The organism is Streptomyces sp. NPDC043870 (assembly GCF_056435785.1).
Map to the genome: position 1 here is coordinate 112027 of NZ_JBWKDT010000016.1, position 22515 is coordinate 134541.

The window sequence follows — 22515 nt, forward strand, 5'->3', positions numbered from 1 at the left end:
ATGCAGAACGCACCTGAGTCTTCGCTGGTCGGGGAGGAGTACGAGGTCGAGGTCGGCCCCGTCGCACACGGCGGCCACTGCATCGCCCGCACGGACGAGGGCCGCGTCCTGTTCGTCCGGCACGCGCTGCCCGGCGAGAAGGTCGTCGCCCGCGTCACGGAGGGCGAGGAGGGCTCCCGCTATCTGCGCGCCGACGCCGTACGCGTCCTGGAGGCATCGAAGGACCGCGTCGAGGCGCCGTGCCCGTACGCCGGCCCCGGCAAGTGCGGCGGCTGCGACTGGCAGCACGCCAAGCCGGGCGCCCAGCGCCGCTTCAAGGGCGAGGTCGTCGCCGAGCAGCTGAAGCGGCTCGCGGGCCTCACCCCGGAGGAGGCCGGCTGGGACGGTACGGTCATGCCGGCGGAGGGCGACAAGCTGCCCGCGGGCGAGGTGCCCGCCTGGCGTACGCGCGTGCAGTACGCGGTCGACGCCTCCGGGAAGGCAGGCCTGCGGCGCCACCGCTCCCACGAGGTCGAGCCGGTCGAGCACTGCATGATCGCAGCCCCCGGCGTCACCGAACTCGGCATCGAGAAGCGCACCTGGGAGGGCATGGCGTCCATCGAAGCCATCGCCGCCACCGGCTCCAGTGACCGCCAGGTGATCCTCACCCCGCGCCCCGGCGCCCGCCTCCCGATCGTCGAACTCGACAAGCCCGTATCGGTGTTGCGCATCCACGAGAAGGACGGCAGCGTCCACCGTGTCCACGGCCGTCCCTTCGTCCGCGAGCGCGCCGACGACCGCACCTACCGCGTCGGCATGGGCGGCTTCTGGCAGGTCCACCCGAAGGCCGCCGAGGTGCTCGTGCAGGCCGTCATGCAGGGCCTGATGCCCCGTAAGGGCGACACGGCCCTCGATCTCTACTGCGGCGTCGGCCTCTTCGCCGGCGCGATCGGCCAGCGCGTCGGCGAGAAGGGCGCGGTCCTCGGCATCGAATCCGGCAAGCGCGCCGTCGAGGACGCCCGCCACAACCTCCAGGACCTCCCGCGCGTCCGCATCGAACAGGGCAAGGTCGAATCCGTCCTCCCGCGCACCGGCATCACCGAGGCCGACCTCGTCGTCCTCGACCCGCCCCGCGCGGGCGCGGGCCGCTCCACCGTCGAGTACGTCTCGGGCCTCGGCGCCCGCCGCATCGCGTACGTGGCGTGCGACCCGGCAGCGCTGGCGCGGGACTTGGCGTACTTCCGGGAGAACGGGTACAGGCCGCGGACGCTGCGGGCGTTCGACCTGTTTCCGATGACGCACCACGTTGAGTGCGTGGCGATCCTCGAACCGGCCGCAAAGGGCTCCTGACCTGTGGTTTTGAGTGTGCGCATGATGTGCGGTGCGGGCGTTACGGGTGATATCTTGACGCTGAAATGACGCTCGTGACGCTCATTTGACGCTCGTTCTGATGGGTTGTCAGGGCCCCTTGCGTCGCTCCACAAGCGCTCTGGTGGCCACGCCGTTGGGGGCAGGTCTGGCCGTATGGCTCTGATCGAGATTGCGCTGCAGGGGCGGTGTGCGGAAACGTCCAGACCACACTCTGCCGCCACGAGCCGTACGATGCAGGCGGCGCAGGTGCCCATCGGCTCCTGGGTAGACCTCCCTCACAGAAAGCTGGCATCGGAAGGGTGACAGGCGTATGGCGGCGAACGCCGAGCACCTGAAAGCTCTCGTGCGAGCGCACGCCGAAGCCAACGACGACCTCTTCTAAAGCGTTGCCCTGCAGGTAGCGGCGAAGTCCGCTCGCCAGGGGCAAGGAAAGTTCGCTGTAGAACTGCGTGAGCTGGTGGAGACCGCGCAGCAGGGGCAGAGCAGAGCTGGCAGCCGGAGTGCCGCAACGCCCGTTGTGCAGCCGCGTGGCGAGCTCACCAGTCTTCTGACAGCGGGCTACCCGGACACCCAACTCGACGACATGACCTTGGATGCAGGGCTACGAGCATCTCTGGATCGCGTGCTGCACGAGCAGCGTCAGCGCGCCCGGCTGGAGCGTTTCGGCTTCACACCAGTGCACCGCATCCTGCTGTCTGGCCTGCGTCGGTTCGATTGATGCGGCTCGGTCGGGTGATCTTCAGCGGGTAGGCGCATGAAGGCAGGGCCTCCTGTTCAGCTCGGGATTGTCGAAGCCCGATGCCCAGGAGGCCCCTTGTGTCGAAGTCTTGCGCTGTCATGCCGGTGATCTCCTGGCACGTCATCACCCCGTCCCCGCCCGTGCGACGCTCCGCCAGCGCGGAGAGGATGCGCTGGTACTCCCGGGGCGAACACCTCCGCTGTCAGCGCGGGGCGCCATACCGGGACGATCGAACCGGCCGGCGCAGCCCCGGGGGCAGACACCACGGCGGGCGCGTCCACCGACGGCTCGGGCTCCCGCTCGGGCACGGAGGGCTCCTCCACCGGGACCGGACCGGTCTCGCCGGCTTCGCGGACTTGCGGCACGGACAGGACCTCACCCACGCGCTCCCGCGCGGCCAGCTCCCGCTCTTCCAGCAGCCCCACGACCGACGCCATCCCGGCACGTCCACCGACGAGACAACCCGACGGTCCCAGCCTGTCTCGCCAACCCCGGCATCATGCCTGAGCTGCAAGAACACACCGCTCAAGTTCGGTACGACAACGGCTTCTTAGTGCCGACCGGCGGTCATGACCGCCTCACCGCAGCCAATCGTGTAATCGCTGACATGGATCTTTGGCTCACTCCCCGGGGCCCTGTTACGGGGGCCCTGTGGCGAACCGCCGTACCCACGAAGGGTAAGAACATGTACACTCGCCCGAAGATGGAACCAGGAGCTGGTCGGGGGGCTGGTGTAGTGGTGCTGCAGGCGATATTGCCGAATTGGTCGGTCTTGACCGCGTGGAATCCCAGATCGTGCAGGGTGGAGAGGCTCCCAGGCAGGCGTGAAGTGCGGGCCTGGCGGCGCTCCTCCTCGAAGGTGTCATCCAGGACGTAGTGCCGGTACTCGGCGGACCAGTGCAGCGGTTGACGGACCGCCAGGTCACTGGGTCCCGCGTCCGAGGCCGACAGGCACCGAACACGTATTCCTTAAACCACGATTGTGCCACTCCATGCCCGCGCGCCAAGTCTGGCAAAGCATGACCGATCACGAGAACTGACTGACCATCACCATGGAACGGAACTCGCCGGGGCCCTGGTGATGAAAAACGCCGTCGCCGACACCCAAGTCATTGACGAGGTCCTGTCCGATGCTACCCGAGGAAAACTGGTGCCGCAAACCTTGCTGAGCACCCCTGGCCCCAAACGGCCAGTGGGCGATTCTTCTGAGCCAACGGTCCCCGCAGTCGATGAATTGGACCACTGCATTATTCATGCCCTGCGTATCGACGGTCGGGCGCCGTTCAGCCGGATCGCCGAGGTTCTGGGCGTCTCCACGCAAACAGTCGCCCGTCGCTACGGGCGGCTGAGCAGCGAGCTGTCGCTTCGCGTTGTCGGGGTGGTGAACCCGCGGCAAGCGTCAGGCGGGAAGTGGATTCTGAGGCTCACGGCCAGCCCGAACACCGCTCAGAATGTCGCGCAGAGCCTGGCTCGGCGGGACGACACCGTCTGGGTGCGGCTCATGTCCGGGGGAACCGAAATATGCTTCGTCATGAACTCCGCGGCGCACCATACGCTGCTGTTCCGCGAGATCCCTCGTGTGGCCAGCATCGCCGAGGTGTCGGCGCACCGCCTGCTGCATACCTATCTGGGCGGTCCCACCGCATGGCAGGGGCACACTACCGCTCTCACCAACGGGCAGCAGGAACAACTGCGCCGAGCAGTCGACTCGTCGGATGGCGCTGACGAGCCCAAGCTCCGCTCGTCCCTGACCCAGGCGGACTGGCACCTGCTGGCCGCGTTGCAGCGTAACGGCCGCATCAGCTACACAGACCTCGCCGCCGAGACCGGCCAGTCTTCCTCGACCATTACGCGCCGACTCGCTGCTTTACAGGCCAGCGGCATGCTCACGTTCGACGTCGAGATCAGTGCGGAGGTGTACGGCGTCACCACGCAAGCCCTGCTGTGGATGTCGGTCGCCCCCGCGCACCTGAACCAGGTAGCGAGCACCCTGATCCAACACAGGGAAATAGCCTTCCTGGCCTCTACCACCGGCCCAACCAACCTGGTGGCCCTCGTCTTGTGCAGGAGCCCCAGTGAACTGCATGACTACCTGGCCCATAGTCTCAGCGCGCTGGACTCCATCCGCATGCTCGAAACGAGTCCTGTCCAGAGGACCCTGAAAGCCTGCAGTCCGTTCCTGCAGAGCAGCCCCATACGTAGCAGTTCAGCCTGACGCGGGTTCGGAGCCTCCATCAGTCGATCAGTCCAGGGTTTCAGCATCATGCGAAATGTCGGGTGGCCCGGGGGAATCTCACCCCCGGCTCCCGCAGATCCGTAGCGTGAGCCTCGTTTCCTCAACCAGAGGTCTGATTACGTGGCCTGGCCCGCGTGAAGTGCGCCGAACCACCGCACCCATCGGATGCGGCGCTCGCCGCGCCCCAAGCCGAGCTCCCCTGGCTGAACTCCCGTCGGGTTCAGCTAGGGAAGCGGCGGTGACGTGCAGGAACGCGGGGCCCGGGGCTCGGACCCAGAATAAGCATCCTGATTATTCGTGAAGAACTCGAGGAGTTCACGAACGATCAAGGTGAGTGGCCGGCCTCTCGGCAGCCTATGGTCGTCAGTGGTTGTAGACGAGGTCGGCCATGCGTTCGGCGATCATGATCGTGGTGAGGTTGGTGACGCTGGAGGGCACGTAAGGGATGATCGAGGCGTCCACGACACGCAGGGCGGCCAGTCCGTGCACGGCTCCGCGGGAGTCGACGACGGCCTGAGGCGAGTCGGCGGCACCCATGGGGGCGGTGGAGGTGGGATGACCGTAGATGGAGAGGCTGGATTCGATCACCCGCGTCAGTTCCTCGGCGTCGTCAGGCAGTTCGCGCGGCATCAGAAGCCCGGCGAGCGACGGCGCGAGTGCCGGGTCACGGGCCAGATCACGGGCGATTCGTACGCCTTCGAGCATGCGTCGCCGGTCGCGCTCGGTGCCGAGGTAGTTGTGGTCGATCAAGGGCTGGGAAAGCGGATCGCGGCTGGCGAGGCGCACCGTGCCGCGCGCGTCGGGGAGCACGAGAGCTGTGGACAGGGCGATGACGCCGCCGGCGGGCATGAACGGAGCCCCGTTGGGATGCACGGCGACGACGTTCAGGTCGAGTTCACCGTCCGCGGCCTCGCTGGAGGCGGTCCACAGCAGCGCGCCGAGGGCCGGAGTCATCCCCGCTCGCCCCGGGGCGAGCGCATAGACCGCGGGGCAGAAAGGGTGGTCTTGCAGGTGTTGTCCGACGGGTAGGTCGGCGAGGGGCTCGATGCCGAGCGACGCCAGTTCGCCGGCGGGGCCGATGCCGGAGCGCAGCAGGATCGCCGCGCTTGCGTAGGTCCCGGCAGAGAGGATCACCTCGTCGGCGTTGTGCACGGTCCCGTCGGCGGTGACCACTCCAGTCGCACTGGTACCGCGGAACAGGACCCGGTCGACGGTGACGCCACCGTGCACGGTGAGGTTCGGGCGAGCGCGCACCTCGGCGGTGAGGTAGACCAGTGCGGTGTTCTGTCGGATCCCGTCGAGGACGTTGACCGCGAAGGGTCCGACGCCGTCCTGCTCGGTACCGTTGAAGTCGGCGATCCGCTTGTGACCAAGGGCGACCGCGGCGTCGATGAAGCCACGGTGCGCGGGTGTCAGCTCGGAGTCGGTCAGTTGGCGCACGGGCATCGGCCCGCTTCGCCCGTGGAACTCGTCCTCGCCGGTGGGGGTGTTCTCCAGGGCGCGGAAGTACGGCAGGACGTCGGTGAAGCTCCAGTCGTCGAGCCCGTTCTCGGCCCAGCGGGCGAAGTCGCGGGCGCGGGCGCGGAGGGCGGCGCCGGCGTTGACGGCGGAACTCCCGCCCATCACTTTGCCGCGCAGAGCGGTGATCTCGGGGGTCAGTCGCCCGCCCCGTGAGGTGTATCCCCAGTCGTGATCGAGATCGGCGATGCGGTTGGCGTCGAGCAGCGCGTCGGGGAACTGGGTGGGGCCGTAGTCCGGCCCGGCCTCGAGCAGCACCACGCGCCGGGCGGGGTTCTCGCTCAGGCGCGCGGCGAGCACTGCGCCGGCCGACCCGCCGCCGACGATCAGGACGTCGGCCGGTTCGACGGAGTGGGACAAGGTAAAACCCTTTCGATCTCGTTGGGGTTGCAGGGAGCGTCCCGGTGGCGAGCCGCCGCGGGCGATATCGGAACCGCGCTCACGGTGCGAACGCGACCGTCGCCGGACCACTTTCAGTGGCGGCTGACACGGATGGGGAGTCAGTTCCGGATGACGCCCTTGTTCCGCATGAGGAAGTCGGCCAGGTAGCCGTCGTGCGGCACCGAGGAATCCATCCAGTAGGTGTGCTGGCTTCCCAGGTACAGGTTGCTGATGGTCGGCTCGCCGAGTAGGCGGTCGATGAGCTGGGTGTCGTTGGTCATCGCGTTGAGCACGAGCGTGTTCTTCAGCGGCTCCGTACCGGCCTCGGGCGTCCACGGCGCGATCCACACGCAGGGGAACGGCAGTTCCACACCTGCCTGCGGAGCGGCTGGATCGTAGAGTTGGAAGACGGCGGGCAGCAGCGCGGCGCTCCCGTCCCCGAGTTCGCCCACGATGCCGTCGCCGCCGAGCCAGGGCCGGGCGCCGGCCGCTTTCTTCAGCAGGTGCGCTTCTATCGCCTTGGCGATCGCGACCGGCTGTACGGGGAGTACGGCCTTGTCATCCTCGGGCGGCAAGGGCTTCGCGGCGGACAACCGCGCCGCGACGGCCTCGGCGAGCGGAGTCGGGTCGCCCTCCACGAAGATGGCCGTCGTGTTCACGCATCCGGTCCCGCCGTGGCCGCTCACGGATGCGACGATCACGTCCAGGTGATCGCGCCAGTCCACGTCGGCCGTAATGAGGATCTTCGACCGCCCCGGCCCCTGCGGCAGCACCGTCGCGGCCTCGCCGTACTTGCGGGTCACCTCCTCGCCGCCGTACACCATCCCCAGGTCGGCGCCGCGCAGGATGGCGTCGGCACCGGCGTGGTCGGTGGGCAGGAGCACCACCTGGTCGTCGGCGAATCCCGCGCTCCGCAGTGCCGTCACAAGCCGGTGCGGGGTGAAGGGATCGCGGCTCGACGGGCGGACCGCGACGCGGTAGCCCAGCGCCAGTGCCTCCGGCCAGATGCTGTGGGTGCCGGGGTGGTTGCCCGCGGCGTGCACGGCGAACACGTCTCCGCGCCGGGTCCACACCGAACGCCCGGTCCGCGTCAGCGGATCGCGCCAGTCGTCGACCGCCCCCCGTGGGCGCGCGTACTGGACGCTCAGATGAGCCTTCGCCACCCGCTCGGCGACCGTCCTGGTCGCCGTGACGACGGAGGAGATCGGGACGCCACCGACCCTGCTGACCGCGTGTTGGTACTCCTCGACGGTCAGGCCGTCGATCGTCGCGGTCGCGAAGAGCTCGGCCGCGCGGATCATCGCGTCGGCCCGCTCGTCGGCCGGCATGACGCCGCCCCGGCGCAGCGCCGCCATGGTGCGGTTGACGTACAACGGCGGCACGAGGCTCAGCTCCGCGACGGCGGCGCCTGCCACATCGGTGACCGTCTGCCTGTTCCTGGAGCGGAAGGCGCCCGTTGCACCGAGCGCGGGCAGGTCGATCATCAGTAGACCCCCTCGATGACGGCCTCGTCCTCGAACACGTCGACCGTGCCGATGTCAGCGACCGAGTCCCCGACCAGGCCGTTCACCTGGGGAATCCGGGTGGCGAGGTCACGTTCCAGGTTGCTGGGCAGCAGGAAGGACTTGCTGACGTGGTTGACCAGCACCCGGCCCCGCTCCCCGTAGGGCACCGGCTCGAGGCTCTTCGGGTCGATGACCGTGAAGGTGACGTACGGGGAGAACGAGTCGAAGACGCACGGGTCGTCGGCGGAGAGCCCGGCACGCTCGCCCGCGACCCCGATGATCATCGTGCTTCCGTACTCGCCGCACAGCGCGACCTCGGGGAACACCTCGGTCTTGAAGAGGTGCCGGCTGTCGGCGTCCATCTGGGTGCCTCCCCACCTGATGCACTTCACCCGCTCGTTCACCAGGGCGACCAGCTTCTCGTCCCTGGCCAGCCGTTCCAGCAGCGGCGGCGTGATGGTGAGCAGGCCGATGTCCTGCGTCCGCAGGACGTCGGCGGCCTGGTCGATGAGGTGCTGGGCGTAGGCGTCGACCTGCCCGAACTGACCGCCGGCGATGAGCCGCTTCACCCAGCGCGGATCGAGGTCGATCGTGAAGCCGTGGCGGCCGTGCGTCACGGCGTGCTGCCGGAACAGGGTGCCCACGACGTGCGGCCCGGTCGGGATGACTCCCAGCCAGTTCCCTCCGCGCGGCACACCGTGGCGGTCGAGGTTCGCGTTGCTCCAGCCCACCATGCGGTCGAGCCAGTCCCGCATCAGGACGACCCGCTTCGGGGCGCCGGTGGTGCCGCCGCTCTCGAAGAACCCGACCACGTCGGGCTGGTCCCCGTATCCCCGGGGAATCAGGTCCTCGCCACGGACGTCACGAAGCTCCGCGGCCACGTTCGGGAAGAGCCGGAGGTCCTCGAACGTCTTGACATCGGATCGCGGATCGAAGCCGAGAGTAGCGGCCCGGTCCAGCCAGAACTTGCTGCCTGTCTCGGGGTTGAAGTGCCACTCCATGGCGGCGCGGATGAACTCGTCCGGATCGGGCTGGACGTCGAACGGAAGATCCAGGATCTGTTCTGCGGTGAAAGTCATTGTCTCTCCCTCATGGGAAGGGTCGGGTGTATCCGGGCACGACGTCGATGCCGCCGGAGCGGTGAAAGGCGGTGAGCGCCGGGAGGGTTCGTCGAGGAGCGGGGCTACGGCTGCAGCCGGCTGGTGCGCCACTCGTGCGCGTCGCGGTCGTAGCGCAGCCTGCGGTGCAGCCGGTCCGAGCTCGCGGACCAGAATTCGACGACGTCGGGCTGCAGCCGGTAGCCGACGAAGAACTCCGGCCGGGGCTGGGGCTCCCCGGTCAGTTGCAGGCTGCGTGCCCTGGCGCGCAGAGCCTCGACGTCCTCCAGCTCCAACGGCTCACTCTGCTCGGTGACCGTCGACATGGCGTGCAGCGGAATCGGCCGGGCGGACCACAGGGCGTCTGACTCGGCGTCGGGCAGCAGCGCGACTGGACCGGAGAGGATGATCTGCTGACCGGTCTCCCTCCAGTACAGCAGGCCCGACGCCCACCCCGTAGCGGCGATCTCACGTCCCTTCTGGCTGCAGCTGTGGCTGCTGAACACCAGGCCCTGGTCAGTGACTTCGGTGATGGCGACGATCCGGTTGGAGGCGCGGCCGCGGGAGTCCGCAGTGGCCAGCGCCAGCGCGCTGGGCTCGCGGACTCCGCTTTCCCGCGCCTGGGAAAGCCAGCTGCTCACCAGCTTGAGGGGCTCCGCCGGCGGCTGGTCGTACTCGGGAAAAGGGAGGTCGACCTTCCCGCTGAGGGACTCGAATCCACTTGGGTCCACGGAAGGCTCCTCGCTAGACATTGATTGTTCCCTCGGCGACCAGGACGGCGTGCCCGCCGACGTGGACCGAGTGGACTGACTCGCCGACCCCCTCGGCGGTCGCCCTCATGACCGACGGGCGTCCCATTTCCACGCCCTGGGTGATCTTGATCTCCTGCCCGTACTCGGCGAACCCGTGCCTGGCCAGGTGGATCGCGAGAGGCCCGGCGGCGGAACCGGTCGCCGCGTCCTCGACCACGCCGTAGGCGGGGGAGAACATCCGCGTCCGCCAGCCCCCGTCCGCCTTGGCGAAGCAGTTGGCGGCCATGTCGGGGAAGCGCGAGAGGGCGCGGTGGTCCGGGTGGAGGGCGGAAAGCGCCTCGACGTCCCTCAACCCCACGAACACGTGACGCGGCCCGTTGTGGTAGATCTCGACCGGGGCCGTCGACGACTCGACCCCGAGTGCGGCCAGGAGCTCCGTGTCGAGATCGTAGGGCTTCGAGGTGGGGACCGGCTGCTCCATCCGGACCCATGCGGCGCCGTCGCGGGTGCTCAGCTCGAACGGGATGACACCCATCGCGGTCTCCAGCTGCATGCTGTCGCGCCCCCAGGCCTGACCGAGCGCGAAGGCCGTGCCGAGCATCGGGTGCCCGGCGAACGGCAGCTCGTTCACCGGGGTGAAGATCCTGATCCGCGCGTCGCCGCCTTGCTCGGCCGGCAGCACGAAGGTGACCTCGGAGAGGTTCATCTCCTTCGCGATGCGCTGCATCGTCTCACCGGTCAGGTCCTCGCTGTCGAAGAAGACGGCGACCGGATTGCCCAGCAGCGGCTCGCTGGCAAAGGCGTCTACGACCATGTATCGGTGCATTATCGGAGCTCCCCGGCTTGTGCCGGTACCGAGGTGCCGGCGGAGAAGGCGAGGCCGAGCGGGTCGAACCCCTCGGCCACCGCTGCGACGTCGAAGCTGGCGCGGTGGTCGGGTGCGTACCCGATCAGCTCGGCCGCCCGGTTGGGGGGCAGCGGCTGATCTGCCGGAACATCCGGATCCCACCACATGACCGCGCCCCAACGGCCGCGTTCACGGTCGGCGATCCACAGCTTCAGGCGCAGTCCCTTGACCTCGTGCCACGGCTCGACGGAGCCGTCACGAAGATCCTGCTCCAGGGATTCGATGGTCTGGTGGGACCTGGCCAGGTCCCACCAGACGACATCCACTCTCATCGGCCGAGCACCCCCTGTATCGCCTCGCGGATGATGCGCGGGCCGTCGACGGTGAGCACCGACTCGGCGTGGAACTGAACCGAGGCGAAGCCCGGCCCGCGTAGCGCGTTCACCTCGCCGGTCCTCTCGTCACGGCTCACCTCGACCACGCCGATCCCCTCGACGGTTCGCTTGCTCGCCTCGCTGTGCGCGGCGAACGTGTTGTAGAAGCCCACTCGTTCGCGCACGCCGAACAGGTCGATCTCACGCTGCACACCCTGGTTGGGTACCTCGCGGCGCTGCAGGTCGAAGCCGAGCTTCGTGCTGAGTACCTGATGGCTCAGGCACACGGCCAGCAGCGGCCGGCGGCTCGCCAGCGCGGTGTCGATCGACTGCCTCAGCTTGGCGATCTTGGGGTGGGAGGTCATCCGCGGATCTCCCGGACCGGGACCGAAGACCGTCAGGTCGTAGGCCGCCACGTCGTACGGCTCGTCGAAGCGGCGGACCTCCACGGACAGCCCCAGTGACCGCAGCTGCTGGTCGAGCATCGCGGTGAAGGTGTCCTCCGCGTCCACGACCAGTGCCGTCATGCCGTCCAGCGAGGCCTCGGCCGGCCGGCCGTCGTACTTGCCCTGGAGCCAGAAGTCCGCGATCCCCTCGTTGCGGCGCTCCAGGGCGGCGCGGACCTCCGGGTTGGCCGCGTAGCCGGATGAAGGGTCGGACTTGAGCGCGTTGAGCAGGGTCGCCAGCTTGATGCGGGTCTCGGCGACCTCGGCCATCGGGTCGGAGTGGCGCACCAGTGTGGCCCCCACGGAAATGTTCATCCGGCCGCCGGGATCGATGTCGGCCGTCCGGATCAAGATCGCCGAGTCAAGTGCCTGCCGTCCGGCCGCGTCCCGTCCGATCAGCGCGGCGACGCCGCTGTAGTAGCCGCGTCCCTTCGGCTCGTAGCGCGAGATGACCTTGGCGGCGCTCTCCAGCGGGCTCCCGGTGACGGTCGGGGCGAACATCGTCTCGTGCAGGACCTCGCGCACATCGCGGTTGGTCCTGCCTTCGATCAGGTACTCGGTGTGCGCCAGCCGCGCCATTTCCTTCAGGTACGGCCCGTGGACGCGCCCTCCGTCATCGCACAGCCGGGCCATCATCTTCAGTTCCTCGTCGAGGACCATGTAGAGCTCGTCGGTCTCCTTGGTGTCGGCGAGGAACTCCATGACCCCCTGCAGGGTGGGGCCGCCGGACGGATACCGGTACGTGCCGCTGATCGGGTTCATGACGGCTGTGCCGCCGGCGAGCGAGATGTGGCGCTCCGGTGTCGCACCGACGAGGGTGTTGCGGCCGGTGTGGATGATGAAGGTCCAGTAGGCCTTCTCCTCGCGCTCCAACAGCCGCCGGAAGAACGACAGGGCGCTGGCCGGGGAGTAGTCGCCGATGTCCGCGATGAACGAGCGCTTCATCACGAAGTTGGCGCCCTCGCCGGTGCCGATCTCCTGGCTGACGATCTCGCGCACCATCTGCGCGTAGTCGTCGTCGTCCACGTCGAAGTGTCCGCCGGTCAGCTCCGTCGGGACCTGCGGGAAGCGGGCGAGCGCTTCGGCAACCGGCACCGTGTCGCGAGCGGTGAGGCTCATCGCGAGCAGGGGCGTGGCGTCGTCCCGCGCGGCGAAGCCGCGGTCGGCCAGTTGCCGGTAGGGGACGAGCACCAGCGTGTCGAGCGCGGGGCCCGGCCCGGAGTCGTCGGCCAGCGGGATGTCGTCCAGCGACTTGTACTCGGTCACCTGGCCGGTCAGGACGTCCAGAGTGCCGGGGGAGCCGCTTTCGGGACGGTGGATGATCGCGAAGGCAGGCAGTTCCAGCGCGAGAACTTGCTCAAGCAGGGCGCTCATGCGAGCACGTCATCGGCTCGGACCACCATGGCGCAGCACCGTGCCGCGTATTCGAGGGTCATCTTGTGGTGGGCTTCGGAGAAGTCGCCGAGCGCGTCGGCGACCAGGAAGGGCTGGATGTCGTTGGAGAACGCCTCCAGAGCGGTCGTCAGCACACCGACGTGCGCGTAGACGCCGCAAATGATCAACTGGTCACGCTGCACCGCGCGCATGCGCTGCAGCAGCTCCGACCCGAAGAACGCGCTGTAGCGCCACTTCGTGCTCATCCAGTCGTCCGCGTCGGGCGTGAGCTCGGGCACGACCGCGCGCTCGGCCTCGTCAGTGCGCATGCCGGGGCCCCAGAAGTCCTTCAGGAGCCCGCGCTGCTCGTCCGTCATGCTGCCGGGCTGGGCGGTGTAGGCCACCGGCATCCCGAAGTCCGCGCAGCGCTTCTTGAGGTCGGCGATGGTGCGCACCAGTTCGCTGCGCATGCCGTCCTCAAAGGGGTTGAGGAAGTACCTCTGCATGTCGTGGATGAGGAGCACCGCCCGATCCGGGTCGACGGTCCAGCGCACGGCGTTCTCCGGCAGCGCATACCTCGGCGGCAGACTGTAAGGCGCGATCGGTGGTATTCCCGTCATCGAAGGCTCCCTCTCTAGGAATCTCAGTACTCGGACCACGCCGAGACCACCTCGATGGCCTGGCGGGTGTTGAGTCGCGGATCGCACAGGCTGGTGACGGAGCCCGACCCCAGCTCGGCCGTGTCCATCACGCACTCGGTCACGTCGTGGGGGGTCGCCTCGAGGTGAAGCCCCCCGGCCGGCACCCCCGCCAGGTCCAGGACCCGCCGGAAGCCGCGGACTTCCCGGGCGACGGTTCCCACGAGCCGGTACTTGGTGCCGTCAGCCGCGCAATCGGTGTTCCCGTGCATCGGGTCGCTGAGCCAGACCACCGGGTGCCCGGCCGACCGCACAGCCTCGACGAGCCGGGGCAGCCTGTCGGCGACGAGGTCGGCGCCCATGCGCACGATGAGCGAAAGCCGGCCCGGCTCCCGCTCCGGGTCCAACCGGTCGCACAGCTCGACGATCTCGCTGACGGTCATCGACGGGCCGACCTTGCAGGCAACCGGGTTGGCCACCTGGGCGAGCAGTGCGACGTGCGGGCCGTCGATCTGCCGGGTCCGCTCGCCGATCCACGGCCAGTGGGTGGAGCTGAGCCAGCGCCGACCGCCGTCGAGCTCTCGGAGCATCGGCATCTCATAGTCCAGAAGCAGCGCTTCATGGCTGGTCCAGACAGCAGATTCGTCAAGCCGAGGTGCTGACCCAACCCACCCGAGCTGCGTCATGATCTCCCGCGCGGCCATGTAGCCCGTGAGCATGCGCAGTGGATCGGGACGCCTACTCTCGTGGGTGGGCTCCGGCCCGTTGATCATGTGCCCGAAGAAGGACGGCAGTTCGTCATCGCCGAATTTTTCGACCTGGCTGGAGCGGGGCTTGGAGAACTGCCCTGCGATCCGCCCGACCCGCAGCGTCTGCTTGCCGGTGGCGGTCTCCAGGTTCTGGGCGAGCAGGTCGATGAGTCTGGTCTTGCCTTGAATGTGCCCAGCGGTGCACTCGGCTGGGTCCTCCGCACAATCCCCGGCCTGCAGCACCTGCGTCTCGCCGGTGGCGACGCGGGCCAGGTGGCAGCGGAGGTTCTCTACCTGCGCCGCGGTCACCAGCGGTGTGACAGATGACAGCATCGCTCGTACGAGCTCGACCTGTGGCGGATTGTCCCAGTCGGGCTGGTGGCGCGCCTTGGCTCTATCGATGTCGGCAAGGATGTTTCCCATAACGACCTTCTCCATTGATTGATAAGAAGCCGCCCGGCGAACGGCGTTCAGGTCGGTATGTCGGCCCGCTTGACCTGAGGGACGGCGATGCCCAGAGCCCTGAACTGCTGGCAGGGGTTCATGAACTCGCGCTGGCGCTTGATCTTCCCGTTCTCGAACAGGAAGGAGTGCAGGAAGTGATTGCGGTAGTAGCCGTCGGGATAGTCGGGGAAGCGGATCGTTCCCTCACCGTCGCATTCGACCCAAAACTGGTTGGGGTCCTGCGTGTCGAAGATCTCGATGTTCGTCCAGGCCCAGTCGGGGAAGCACTTGAGCGACCATTGGCCGTGGTCACCCAGTCGATCCCTGCCCGTGATGACGATCGGCTCCCCAGTCTCGGTCGTCCAGAGACCACCGGTGCCGTCTTCGGTGAACAGAAGGTGCCGACGCAGGCGGTCCTGCCCGCGGGTATTCATGTACTGCTCCACGATCGCGCGATTGCTCGCTCGCAGTTCCGCGTCGCTGCGGGACCTCGACAACGTATCGGTGGTTTCAGTGGTGCCGGTGATGTCGACCATTGGATCTCCCTGTAGTGCCGAAGTAGAGCGGGATCACCGCGCGCACAAGGGCAGACTCAACCAGTCACGACGACGCCGAAAGAGCACAATCATGCATTGGTTCATGAGATTTCTGTTGAACCCGCCTCCCGTGCACGACGGGTATGCGAGGAGTTTTCTCAACCCTGGCCGGTTCGGGAAGCCGATTACCGCTGTCTGGCCGAAAAATTCCAGCGGGTATCACCGTCTGAAGGATCTACTCCATGGCCTGAAGGATCTGCTCCATGGCCTGAAGGATCTGCTCCATGGCAGGCGCGACTCCAACTGAGCCCCGATCCACCGATCGGGGCTCATCAGGGCGACGGCCGGTCGGCCGTCCGGGAGCGCAGGCCCGCCTACCGGCCGGCCTGCACTCCTGTCCCCTTGTCCCCTCTGTGCGAGGGACGCCCACGACTACTACCGGCAGCCCGGAGCTCCGGCCCGGTACCGGTGCCCGGACACGTGCCGCCGGCCTGGTCACCGGCGCGCGCCGGAGCCTCGCATCCGACGTGAATTTCGGCCACGCGGGCCGCACTCGATGGAACGAACAAGCCAATACTGCGCCACGTGCGGTGGCCAAACCTATGCGGCACATATATTCGCGATGCGCACCGAACACCTCGATGATGTCCGTATCGAAGGATTCGGGAAACTATCGCCCGAGCATCGGCCGCGATCGCCCACGTATTGGATGACATACCCCACACAAGACACTTGCCCAACCAGAAGGAATTCCAGTGAAGCGTATCGGTGAACATGCGGTGGTGCTGGGCGCGAGCATCTCGGGTCTGCTTGCCGCCCGAGTGCTCTCCGAGGCATTCGACCGGGTAACAGTGATAGAGCGTGACCAGCTGCCGGACGGGCAGAGGACTCAGCGGCGAGGCGTGCCGCAGGGCCGCCACGCTCACGGCCTGCTCTCCAAGGGTGCGAAGATCTTCGAGGAGCTGTTCCCCGGCATACTCGACGAATTCGTTGCCGGTGGCGCGCCCGTCATCAACGGACCTGCCGAACTGCGGATGAGCTTGGGCGGGCACTTGTTGTGCATGGACGGCGAGTACGCCGATCTGTCCCGCACCTACCAGCCGAGCCGACCGCATCTGGAGAGTCGGCTCCGCGCCCGGATCGGGGCTCTTCCGAAGATCAAGCTGGTCGACCAGTGCCAGGTCACCGGCCTCGAGACCACCTCGGACAACAGCGCTGTCACCGGTGTGCACGTCAGGTACGAGGGCAGCGGCTCCGAGGACGTGATCCCCGCCGACCTGGTGGTGGACGCGACCGGCCGGTCTGGACGGACCACCAAGTGGCTGGTCGAGATGGGATACGAGCCGCCGCTCGAGGAGCGTATCGACGTCGACATCATGTACACCAGCCGGTACCTGCGGCCGGCCCCCGGTTCGATGGGCCGCGAGAAGGTCGTGATCATCGGGCACGCGCCGGGGAGCCCCATGGGCGCGGAATTCCTGGAGGAAGAGGACGGCCGCTGGGTCCTGACGCTGATCGGCTACCGCGATCACCACCCGTCGACCGACCCGGCCAAGTGGGTGGAGTTCGCCAGGCCGTTGGTTCCCGACCACGTCTTCGCGGCGATCCGCGACGCTGAGCCGCTCAGCGAGATTTCCGCGCACCGGTTCCCGGCGAGCGTGCGCCGTCGCTATGAGAAGCTGACCCGGTTCCCGCGCAGGCTGCTGGTGGTGGGCGATGCGATATCCAGCTTCAACCCCATCTACGCCCAGGGGATGACGGTGGCCTCGCTCCAGGCGATGGCGCTGCGTGACTCGCTGAGCGGTGACCTGGATCAGGTCGCGCAGCGATTCTTCCGCAAGGCCGCCAAGCCCATCGGTGTCGCCTGGAAGATGGCGACCGGCAGTGACCTGGCCCTGCCTCAGATCGAAGGCCCGCGGCCACTTCCCGTACGGCTCATCAACTCCTACATGGACAAGGTGCTCGCCGCAGCCGAGACGGACAGGGTCGTGACCGAGAAGTTCCTGAAAGTCCAGTACTTGCTTGAACCGCCGACGACATTGTGCACCCCGGGCATCATGTGGCGCGTTTTGGCGGGAAATCGCCGGCGGCGCTCCCCGGCACACACCAGTTAATGGAGGTAACCACATGCCCCTCTCCATCGCCGACAAAGTCCTTCGGCTCTCCCTGACCACGTTCCCGTTCATAGATGCGTCACAGTTCTTTCCGGCGCTCTCCACGTACAAGGTTGACAGGGCCTTCGAGCTCGCCGAGTTCGAGGAGGCCATGACGCACTTCTTCCGGGGGAATCCGCTCTTCTCCAAGTGCCACCTGGTGGAGCTGACCTTCGACACTCCCGAGGATTTCCCCCTCTCGTCCTTCCAGGCACTCCTTGCGGAAAAGTACGAAAGCTACTACGACAGCTTCCTGCTCGCTTCCGTCACCTACCGCTCCGACCCGCACCGGCAGGGCATCTTTACGTGCGTGCCGTTTCCGCTGCAAGACGGATACAAGACTTTCCGATTCCACCAGGCTCTGATGAGGACCCTGAAGACTCGGAAGGACGGCTTCCAGATCGCCGAAGGCCTCGCAGAGCTGGGGGTCCGGGCTGATGAGCTGGCAGACTTCTTGCCGCCCGCTGAGACTTCGCCCTCCAGTGCGAGCAAAGACCTCCCCGTCACGTTCACCGAAAGCTGTGACTCGTCGGTCAAGATCGGCCCCTTCTTGGAGAAAATGAGGGCGGATTTCGTTGACCGCGACAGCGCAAACATGTTCGTCCTCAAGAACAGTCTTTACTCGCCGAAGCTGCCCCTTGGCAACTCGCTTCAGTTTCTGACGGTGCCGCGAAGCGTAATCGAGCAGAGCACGGGAATCCAGATCCGTGACTACTACCGCGCCGAGGAGCAACGGCAGATAGACGCACTGTCTCGCGTCGAGCGGCGAGAAGACTTCATCGAAGCCGGCCAGGCCAGAATCGGGAAGATGATTGCCACGCCCGACGTCTTTGCCGTCAACAACTACGGCAATGTATCGGCGCACGACGGCTCGGACAGCGATGCGGGCCGAGGCACGCTCGTGAGGTACGAGTGGCACATGCCGCTCATCGTGTTGGGACTTACCGTGGGCGCGAGGTCTGGACTCTCGTGGACAATCACCATTCGCGACAAGGCGTTCAACTTTGCGACGGTCCGCAATTTCCCGCAGGATGACGCCGTCAAGGCGGCTGTCGGAGACAATCCGGCGGCATCCGTCGCATGAACCGCACTATCAGTCGGGTGGCCAGGGGCTCGCGCCCCTGGCCACCCGACCGCGTCCCTGCCTCCGCCGCGCACATGGAAACTTGCCCGATGGACGCGCCGAGCGATCCGCAACGATGCCGCGAACAGACCCGAGAGGCCTTCCGATGAGTACCCCCGCCCTGCAGACGCTGACCCTCGCCGACGACCTGACCGTCACTCGGATGGGATACGGCGCGATGCAGCTGACCGGGCCCGGTGTCTTCGGACCGCCCAGGGATCGCACTCAGGCAATCGCCGTGCTGCGCGCAGCGGTCGAGCTCGGCATCACCCACATCGACACCAGCGACTTCTACGGGCCGGCTGTCGTCAATGAACTGATCAAGGAAGCCCTGCACCCCTACCCGGCCGGTCTGCACATCGTCACCAAGGTCGGCGTCCGCCGCAGCTCCACCGGCGGCTGGATCACCTCCCTGGACCCCGCCGACCTCAAGGCCCAGGTCCACGAGAATCTCCGGCACCTCGGCCTGGAGACCCTGGACGTGGTCAACCTGCGCGCGGCCTCATTCGGCGGTGACGGGTCCTCCGTCGCCGAGCCGTTCGGCACCTTGGCCGACCTGCGTGAGCAGGGCCTGATCCGTCACCTCGGCCTCAGCGGGATCACCGACGTCCAGCTCACCGAGGCCCAGGCCATCGCCCCCGTGGTCACCGTGCAGAACCAGTACAACCTGGTCGACCGCGCCGACGACGACCTCGTCGATCGCTGCGCCGAGGAGGGCATCGCCTACGCCGCGTTCTTCCCCCTTGGCGGCGGATTCCACCCGCTGCGGTCACGGACCCTGCGCGACGTCGCCCGCCGCCTTGGCGCCTCCGAGCAGCAGGTGGCGCTCGCCTGGCTGCTGCAGCGCTCGCCGTCGACGGTGCTGATCCCCGGAACCTCCCGCGTCGCTCACCTGCGGGAGAACATCGCCGCGGCTGACCTGCAACTGCCCGACGAGGCGATCTCCGAACTCGACGCCATCGGGCAGTGACCTGGGGGCCCTTACTCCGGCGCAGGGCCTTGGGGGTGAGCGTGAACATCCACCACCGGGACGGTCACCGATGGAACGAGTCCGTCAATCTTGCGTGACAAACCCCGCTCGGATCACCGACCGCCTTTACTAAGAGACGCAGCCGCTCGTTCCGGAAGCGATCGCCCTTTCAAAGCGCTCGATAAGAACGCATGACCGCGGCCACGGCCGACCTGCTCGCCAAGATGGACAGCAAGGACGGACACGGGTTCGCGTCCTACACGAGAGATGGAAAAGTCAGTGACCACCAACCGCACCCTCGTCATCGTCGCCCACCCGAACCTCACGGAATCCCGGGCCAACGCCACCCGGCTCGCCGAGATCAAGGACTTGGACAACGTCACCGTCCACAACCTCTATGAGGCCTACCCCGACTTCAACATCGATGTCGCACGCGAGCAGCAGCTGCTGCGCGAGCACGACACCATCGTTCTCCAGTTCCCGGTCTACTGGTACAACGTGACCTCGATGCTCAAGGCCTGGATCGACGCGGTGCTGGTTTACGGTTTCGCCTTCACCTTCGACGGTTCCGCCTCCGCGCTGCGCGGCAAGAAGGCTTGGCTGGCCGTCACGGTCGGCAGCACCCTGGAGACCTACGCCGCGGAAGGCCTCGCCCGACGGCCCCTCGACGAGTACCTCGCCCCGGTCACTCAGACGCTGGAGTTCTGCCAGCTTGACTACCAGGGTTTTCACGCCGTCTACGGCATGATGATCGAGCCGTCGGACGAGACCCTCGCCCTGGACGCCAAGGAATACCGCAGGCTCATCGCGGCCAGTGAGACGCCGGTCGGCTGACCTCGATTATTCGTGAACCTCGATTATTCGTGAATTCTTCGAGCTTTCACGATTAATCACGATCTTTACTCTGGGGCCCAGACCCAGGCCGCGCGTTCCTGCATGTCACCGCCGCTTCCTTCGCTGAACTCGACGGGAGTTCAGCGAAGGAAGCTCGACTCAGGCACGGTGAAGCAGACGGGGAGATCCTTCTCTTTCGCCACCAGGTCGCGCTGCTCGAGCGTCGCGCGCCCGAAGCTCCGGCGACGGCCACCGGCGGTGGCCTCGAACCCACGGCTCCGGACGGCGGCTCCCTCGTCGTCCGGCTCTCGGGTCCGCCCCCGGCGGACCTGCGCGGACCAGGACTGCGTTCCCCCGGCGCGGTCCTGGTCCGCCCCGACGGCGTGATCAGCGCGGCGGGCCCGTTCACCGACCCCGACCTGCGTCGGCGGGTGGAGGCCGCGCTGCCCCTCCCGGCCACCGACTCGGACCGCACCTCCCAGCACCTCCCAGCACCTCCCGTCCCAGCACCGCACACCCGAGTTGCCGCGAGAAAGGCGAGCGTGATGACCACCATCGGTGATCACCGGCCTGAAGAAACGGTTCTGGGCCGTGCCAAGCTGGGTTCTCTGGAGGTGTCCCGGATCGGCCTCGGCTGCATGGGCATGGCCGAGTTCTACGGGGACCGGTACGAGGCCGAGTCGATCCGCACCATCCACGAGGCCGTCGACCTCGGCATGGACTTCCTCGACACCGCCGACATGTACGGCGCGGGCCTGAGCGAGGAGATCGTCGGCCGCGGTCTGGTCGGCGGGCTGCGCGACCGCGTCGTGCCGGCCACCAAGTGCGGCCTGATCCGCACCCCGGACGGGGTGCGTGTGGACGGCAGCCCGAAGCACATCGCGGAGGCGGTCGACGCCTCGCTGCGGCGGCTCGGCACCGACCGGATCGACCTGTACTACCTGCACCGCGGCGACCCGACGGTGCCCGTGGAGGACTCCGTCGGGGCCATGGCCGAGCTGGTCCAGGCCGGCAAGGTGCGCCACCTCGGACTCTCGGAGGCCGGCAGCGAGACGATCCGCCGCGCCCACGCCGTCCACCCGCTCACAGCCGTGCAGACCGAGTACTCGCTGGCCAGCCGCAACCCGGAGCGCGGCGTGCTCCCCACCGTGCGCGAGTTGGGCATCGGCTTCGTGGCCTACAGCCCCTTCAGCCGCGGCCTGATCTCCGGCGAGATCGCGGGCGAGGCGGACCCCGGCCCGGACGACATGCGCCGCAAGCTCCCGCGCTTCGCGCCCGAGAAACTCGCCCACAACACCGCGCTGGTGGCCGGGCTGCGCCCGTTCGCGGAGGCGCACGCGTGCACCCTGGCCCAGTTGGCGCTGGCTTGGCTGGTCGCGCAGGGCGTCGTGCCGATCCCGGCGCGAACCGCCGCGCCCACATGACCGACAACGCCGGGGCCGGCCGGGTGGTGCTGACGGCGGCCGAGCTCGCCGAGATCGACCGGCTGGTCCCGCCGGGGCGTTCGCCGGCGAACGCTTCCCCGAGCAGCTGCTCGCGATGGTGCAGGATGACTGAGTCATGACGCTCGAGATCGTCTACGAGACGCATGCCCCGACCCCCGACAACGCCCGTGGCGTGATCAGCGGTTGGCACGACACGCCGCTGGCCGAGGACGGCCTGCGCGCGGCGCGCGAGCTCGGCGAGCGCCGCCGGACGGACGGTACGGCCGCCGTCTGCAGCTCCGACCTGACCCGGGCGATACAGACCGCGCAGACCGCCTTCGCCGGCACCGACGTCCCGCTCTTCCAGGACGTGCGGCTGCGGGAGTGCAACTACGGGGACCTGAACGGCTGTACGGTCGCCGAGCTGGACGTGGCGCGCCCGGCGCACATCGACACCCCGTTCCCCGGAGGCGGTCAGAGCTTCCGTCAGGTCCTGGTCGCGACGGACGAGTTGCTCAAGGAGCTGATCGACCCGGCCGCCACCCGCGAGGTGCTCATCCGCTCCCTGCAGAGGCTCCGCACCAAGCACGCGGACCTGCCCGCCCGCAAGCACGGCAACCCACCCCAGTGAGCGCACCGAAGGAGCAGCAGATGGACCAGGGGGACCTCCGCATCATCCACGGCGATCCCACTCCCGAGGAACTCGCCGCGCTGATCGCGGTTCTGGCGGCCCGCACCGCCGCGCAGCGTGCCGCCACTCCGTGGTTCGCCCATGGCAACCGCCGCCCGCAGGCCCGCTGGCGCCGCCTCGAGCGCGTGGCCGGCTACCGCAGCCCCGTCTCCTGGCGCTGATGCCGCCCGCCTCGGTTCAACGTGGTTCAACCGAACGGCGTCAGATCGGGGGAGGTGCTGCCGTACCGCGGGTAGCCATGACACGCCGGATTGCCCCTGCCGAACCGACGTACGGCCGTGACGCTCATTTGACGCTCCGGGCGCCCGCTGGCCCTCATTCGGGACCAGAAAGA

Annotated in this window: 20 protein-coding genes; 10 read left to right on the forward strand and 10 right to left on the reverse strand. The window is 67.7% G+C overall.

What is annotated here, in order from left to right:
• The 3 genes from AC0699_RS21085 to AC0699_RS21095 all read left to right on the forward strand — a co-directional run bounded on the left by AC0699_RS21085 (position 1) and on the right by AC0699_RS21095 (position 4304).
• Entirely contained in the window at positions 1 to 1329 is a 1329-nt protein-coding gene (locus AC0699_RS21085) for a class I SAM-dependent RNA methyltransferase (protein WP_478662340.1), read from the forward strand.
• 478 nt (positions 1330 to 1807) lie between these two features.
• Positions 1808 to 2068 carry a hypothetical protein gene (locus AC0699_RS21090; protein ID WP_478662341.1) on the forward strand — a complete coding sequence of 87 codons (261 nt, stop codon included), beginning with the start codon at positions 1808 to 1810 and terminating at the stop codon, positions 2066 to 2068.
• Between the two features lie 1102 nt (positions 2069 to 3170).
• Positions 3171 to 4304, forward strand: coding sequence for an Lrp/AsnC family transcriptional regulator (locus AC0699_RS21095; RefSeq protein ID WP_478662343.1), 1134 nt, complete (start codon positions 3171 to 3173; stop codon positions 4302 to 4304).
• Between the two features lie 384 nt (positions 4305 to 4688).
• Here the strand turns inward: AC0699_RS21095 and AC0699_RS21100 are convergent, their stop codons facing one another.
• The 10 genes from AC0699_RS21100 to AC0699_RS21145 form a co-directional block, all read right to left on the reverse strand.
• Positions 4689 to 6203, reverse strand: coding sequence for a GMC family oxidoreductase (locus AC0699_RS21100; RefSeq protein WP_478662346.1), 1515 nt, complete (start codon positions 6201 to 6203; stop codon positions 4689 to 4691).
• Between the two features lie 140 nt (positions 6204 to 6343).
• Positions 6344 to 7708 (reverse strand): aldehyde dehydrogenase family protein, encoded by a 1365-nt coding sequence (locus tag AC0699_RS21105; protein ID WP_478662349.1) that lies wholly within the window; start codon positions 7706 to 7708, stop codon positions 6344 to 6346.
• Positions 7708 to 8808, reverse strand: coding sequence for a phenylacetate--CoA ligase family protein (locus tag AC0699_RS21110; protein WP_478662353.1), 1101 nt, complete (start codon positions 8806 to 8808; stop codon positions 7708 to 7710). Before AC0699_RS21110 ends, AC0699_RS21105 begins: the two co-directional genes overlap by 1 nt.
• Before the next feature lie 104 nt (positions 8809 to 8912).
• The gene (phzG, locus tag AC0699_RS21115) at positions 8913 to 9557 is read right to left on the reverse strand and encodes a phenazine biosynthesis FMN-dependent oxidase PhzG (protein ID WP_478662357.1); all 645 of its coding nucleotides are present in this window, start codon (positions 9555 to 9557) and stop codon (positions 8913 to 8915) included.
• A gap of 13 nt (positions 9558 to 9570) precedes the next feature.
• Entirely contained in the window at positions 9571 to 10404 is an 834-nt protein-coding gene (locus AC0699_RS21120; protein ID WP_478662359.1) for a PhzF family phenazine biosynthesis protein, read from the reverse strand.
• Positions 10404 to 10757, reverse strand: a complete 354-nt coding sequence (locus tag AC0699_RS21125; RefSeq protein WP_478662362.1) for a hypothetical protein — start codon at positions 10755 to 10757, stop codon at positions 10404 to 10406. The genes AC0699_RS21120 and AC0699_RS21125 overlap by 1 nt, the downstream gene beginning before the upstream one ends.
• Positions 10754 to 12619: an anthranilate synthase family protein gene (locus AC0699_RS21130; RefSeq protein ID WP_478662364.1), complete on the reverse strand. Its 1866-nt coding sequence runs from the start codon at positions 12617 to 12619 to the stop codon at positions 10754 to 10756. Before AC0699_RS21130 ends, AC0699_RS21125 begins: the two co-directional genes overlap by 4 nt.
• Positions 12616 to 13239 (reverse strand): isochorismatase family protein, encoded by a 624-nt coding sequence (locus AC0699_RS21135; RefSeq protein ID WP_478662366.1) that lies wholly within the window; start codon positions 13237 to 13239, stop codon positions 12616 to 12618. Before AC0699_RS21135 ends, AC0699_RS21130 begins: the two co-directional genes overlap by 4 nt.
• Before the next feature lie 23 nt (positions 13240 to 13262).
• Entirely contained in the window at positions 13263 to 14429 is a 1167-nt protein-coding gene (locus tag AC0699_RS21140; RefSeq protein ID WP_478662368.1) for a 3-deoxy-7-phosphoheptulonate synthase, read from the reverse strand.
• Between the two features lie 47 nt (positions 14430 to 14476).
• The gene (locus AC0699_RS21145; protein WP_478662370.1) at positions 14477 to 14986 is read right to left on the reverse strand and encodes a PhzA/PhzB family protein; all 510 of its coding nucleotides are present in this window, start codon (positions 14984 to 14986) and stop codon (positions 14477 to 14479) included.
• A gap of 755 nt (positions 14987 to 15741) precedes the next feature.
• Between AC0699_RS21145 and AC0699_RS21150 the strand changes: the two genes are divergently transcribed.
• The 7 genes from AC0699_RS21150 to AC0699_RS21180 all read left to right on the forward strand — a co-directional run bounded on the left by AC0699_RS21150 (position 15742) and on the right by AC0699_RS21180 (position 22342).
• A complete protein-coding gene (locus AC0699_RS21150) occupies positions 15742 to 17100 on the forward strand; it encodes an FAD-dependent oxidoreductase (protein ID WP_478662372.1) in 1359 nt (452 codons plus the stop codon).
• 13 nt (positions 17101 to 17113) lie between these two features.
• Entirely contained in the window at positions 17114 to 18223 is a 1110-nt protein-coding gene (locus AC0699_RS21155; RefSeq protein ID WP_478662374.1) for a hypothetical protein, read from the forward strand.
• A 145-nt stretch (positions 18224 to 18368) separates the two neighbouring features.
• On the forward strand, positions 18369 to 19232 hold the full coding sequence (locus AC0699_RS21160; protein ID WP_478662376.1) for an oxidoreductase: 864 nt from the start codon (positions 18369 to 18371) through the stop codon (positions 19230 to 19232).
• Positions 19233 to 19511: 279 nt separating this feature from the next.
• On the forward strand, positions 19512 to 20066 hold the full coding sequence (locus AC0699_RS21165) for an NAD(P)H-dependent oxidoreductase (RefSeq protein WP_478662378.1): 555 nt from the start codon (positions 19512 to 19514) through the stop codon (positions 20064 to 20066).
• A gap of 545 nt (positions 20067 to 20611) precedes the next feature.
• On the forward strand, positions 20612 to 21490 hold the full coding sequence (locus AC0699_RS21170; RefSeq protein ID WP_478662380.1) for an aldo/keto reductase: 879 nt from the start codon (positions 20612 to 20614) through the stop codon (positions 21488 to 21490).
• A gap of 136 nt (positions 21491 to 21626) precedes the next feature.
• Complete coding sequence (locus AC0699_RS21175) at positions 21627 to 22121, forward strand: histidine phosphatase family protein (RefSeq protein ID WP_478662382.1); 495 nt, start codon at positions 21627 to 21629, stop codon at positions 22119 to 22121.
• A gap of 20 nt (positions 22122 to 22141) precedes the next feature.
• Positions 22142 to 22342: an acyl-CoA carboxylase epsilon subunit gene (locus tag AC0699_RS21180; RefSeq protein ID WP_478662384.1), complete on the forward strand. Its 201-nt coding sequence runs from the start codon at positions 22142 to 22144 to the stop codon at positions 22340 to 22342.
• Positions 22343 to 22515 lie beyond the last annotated feature (173 nt).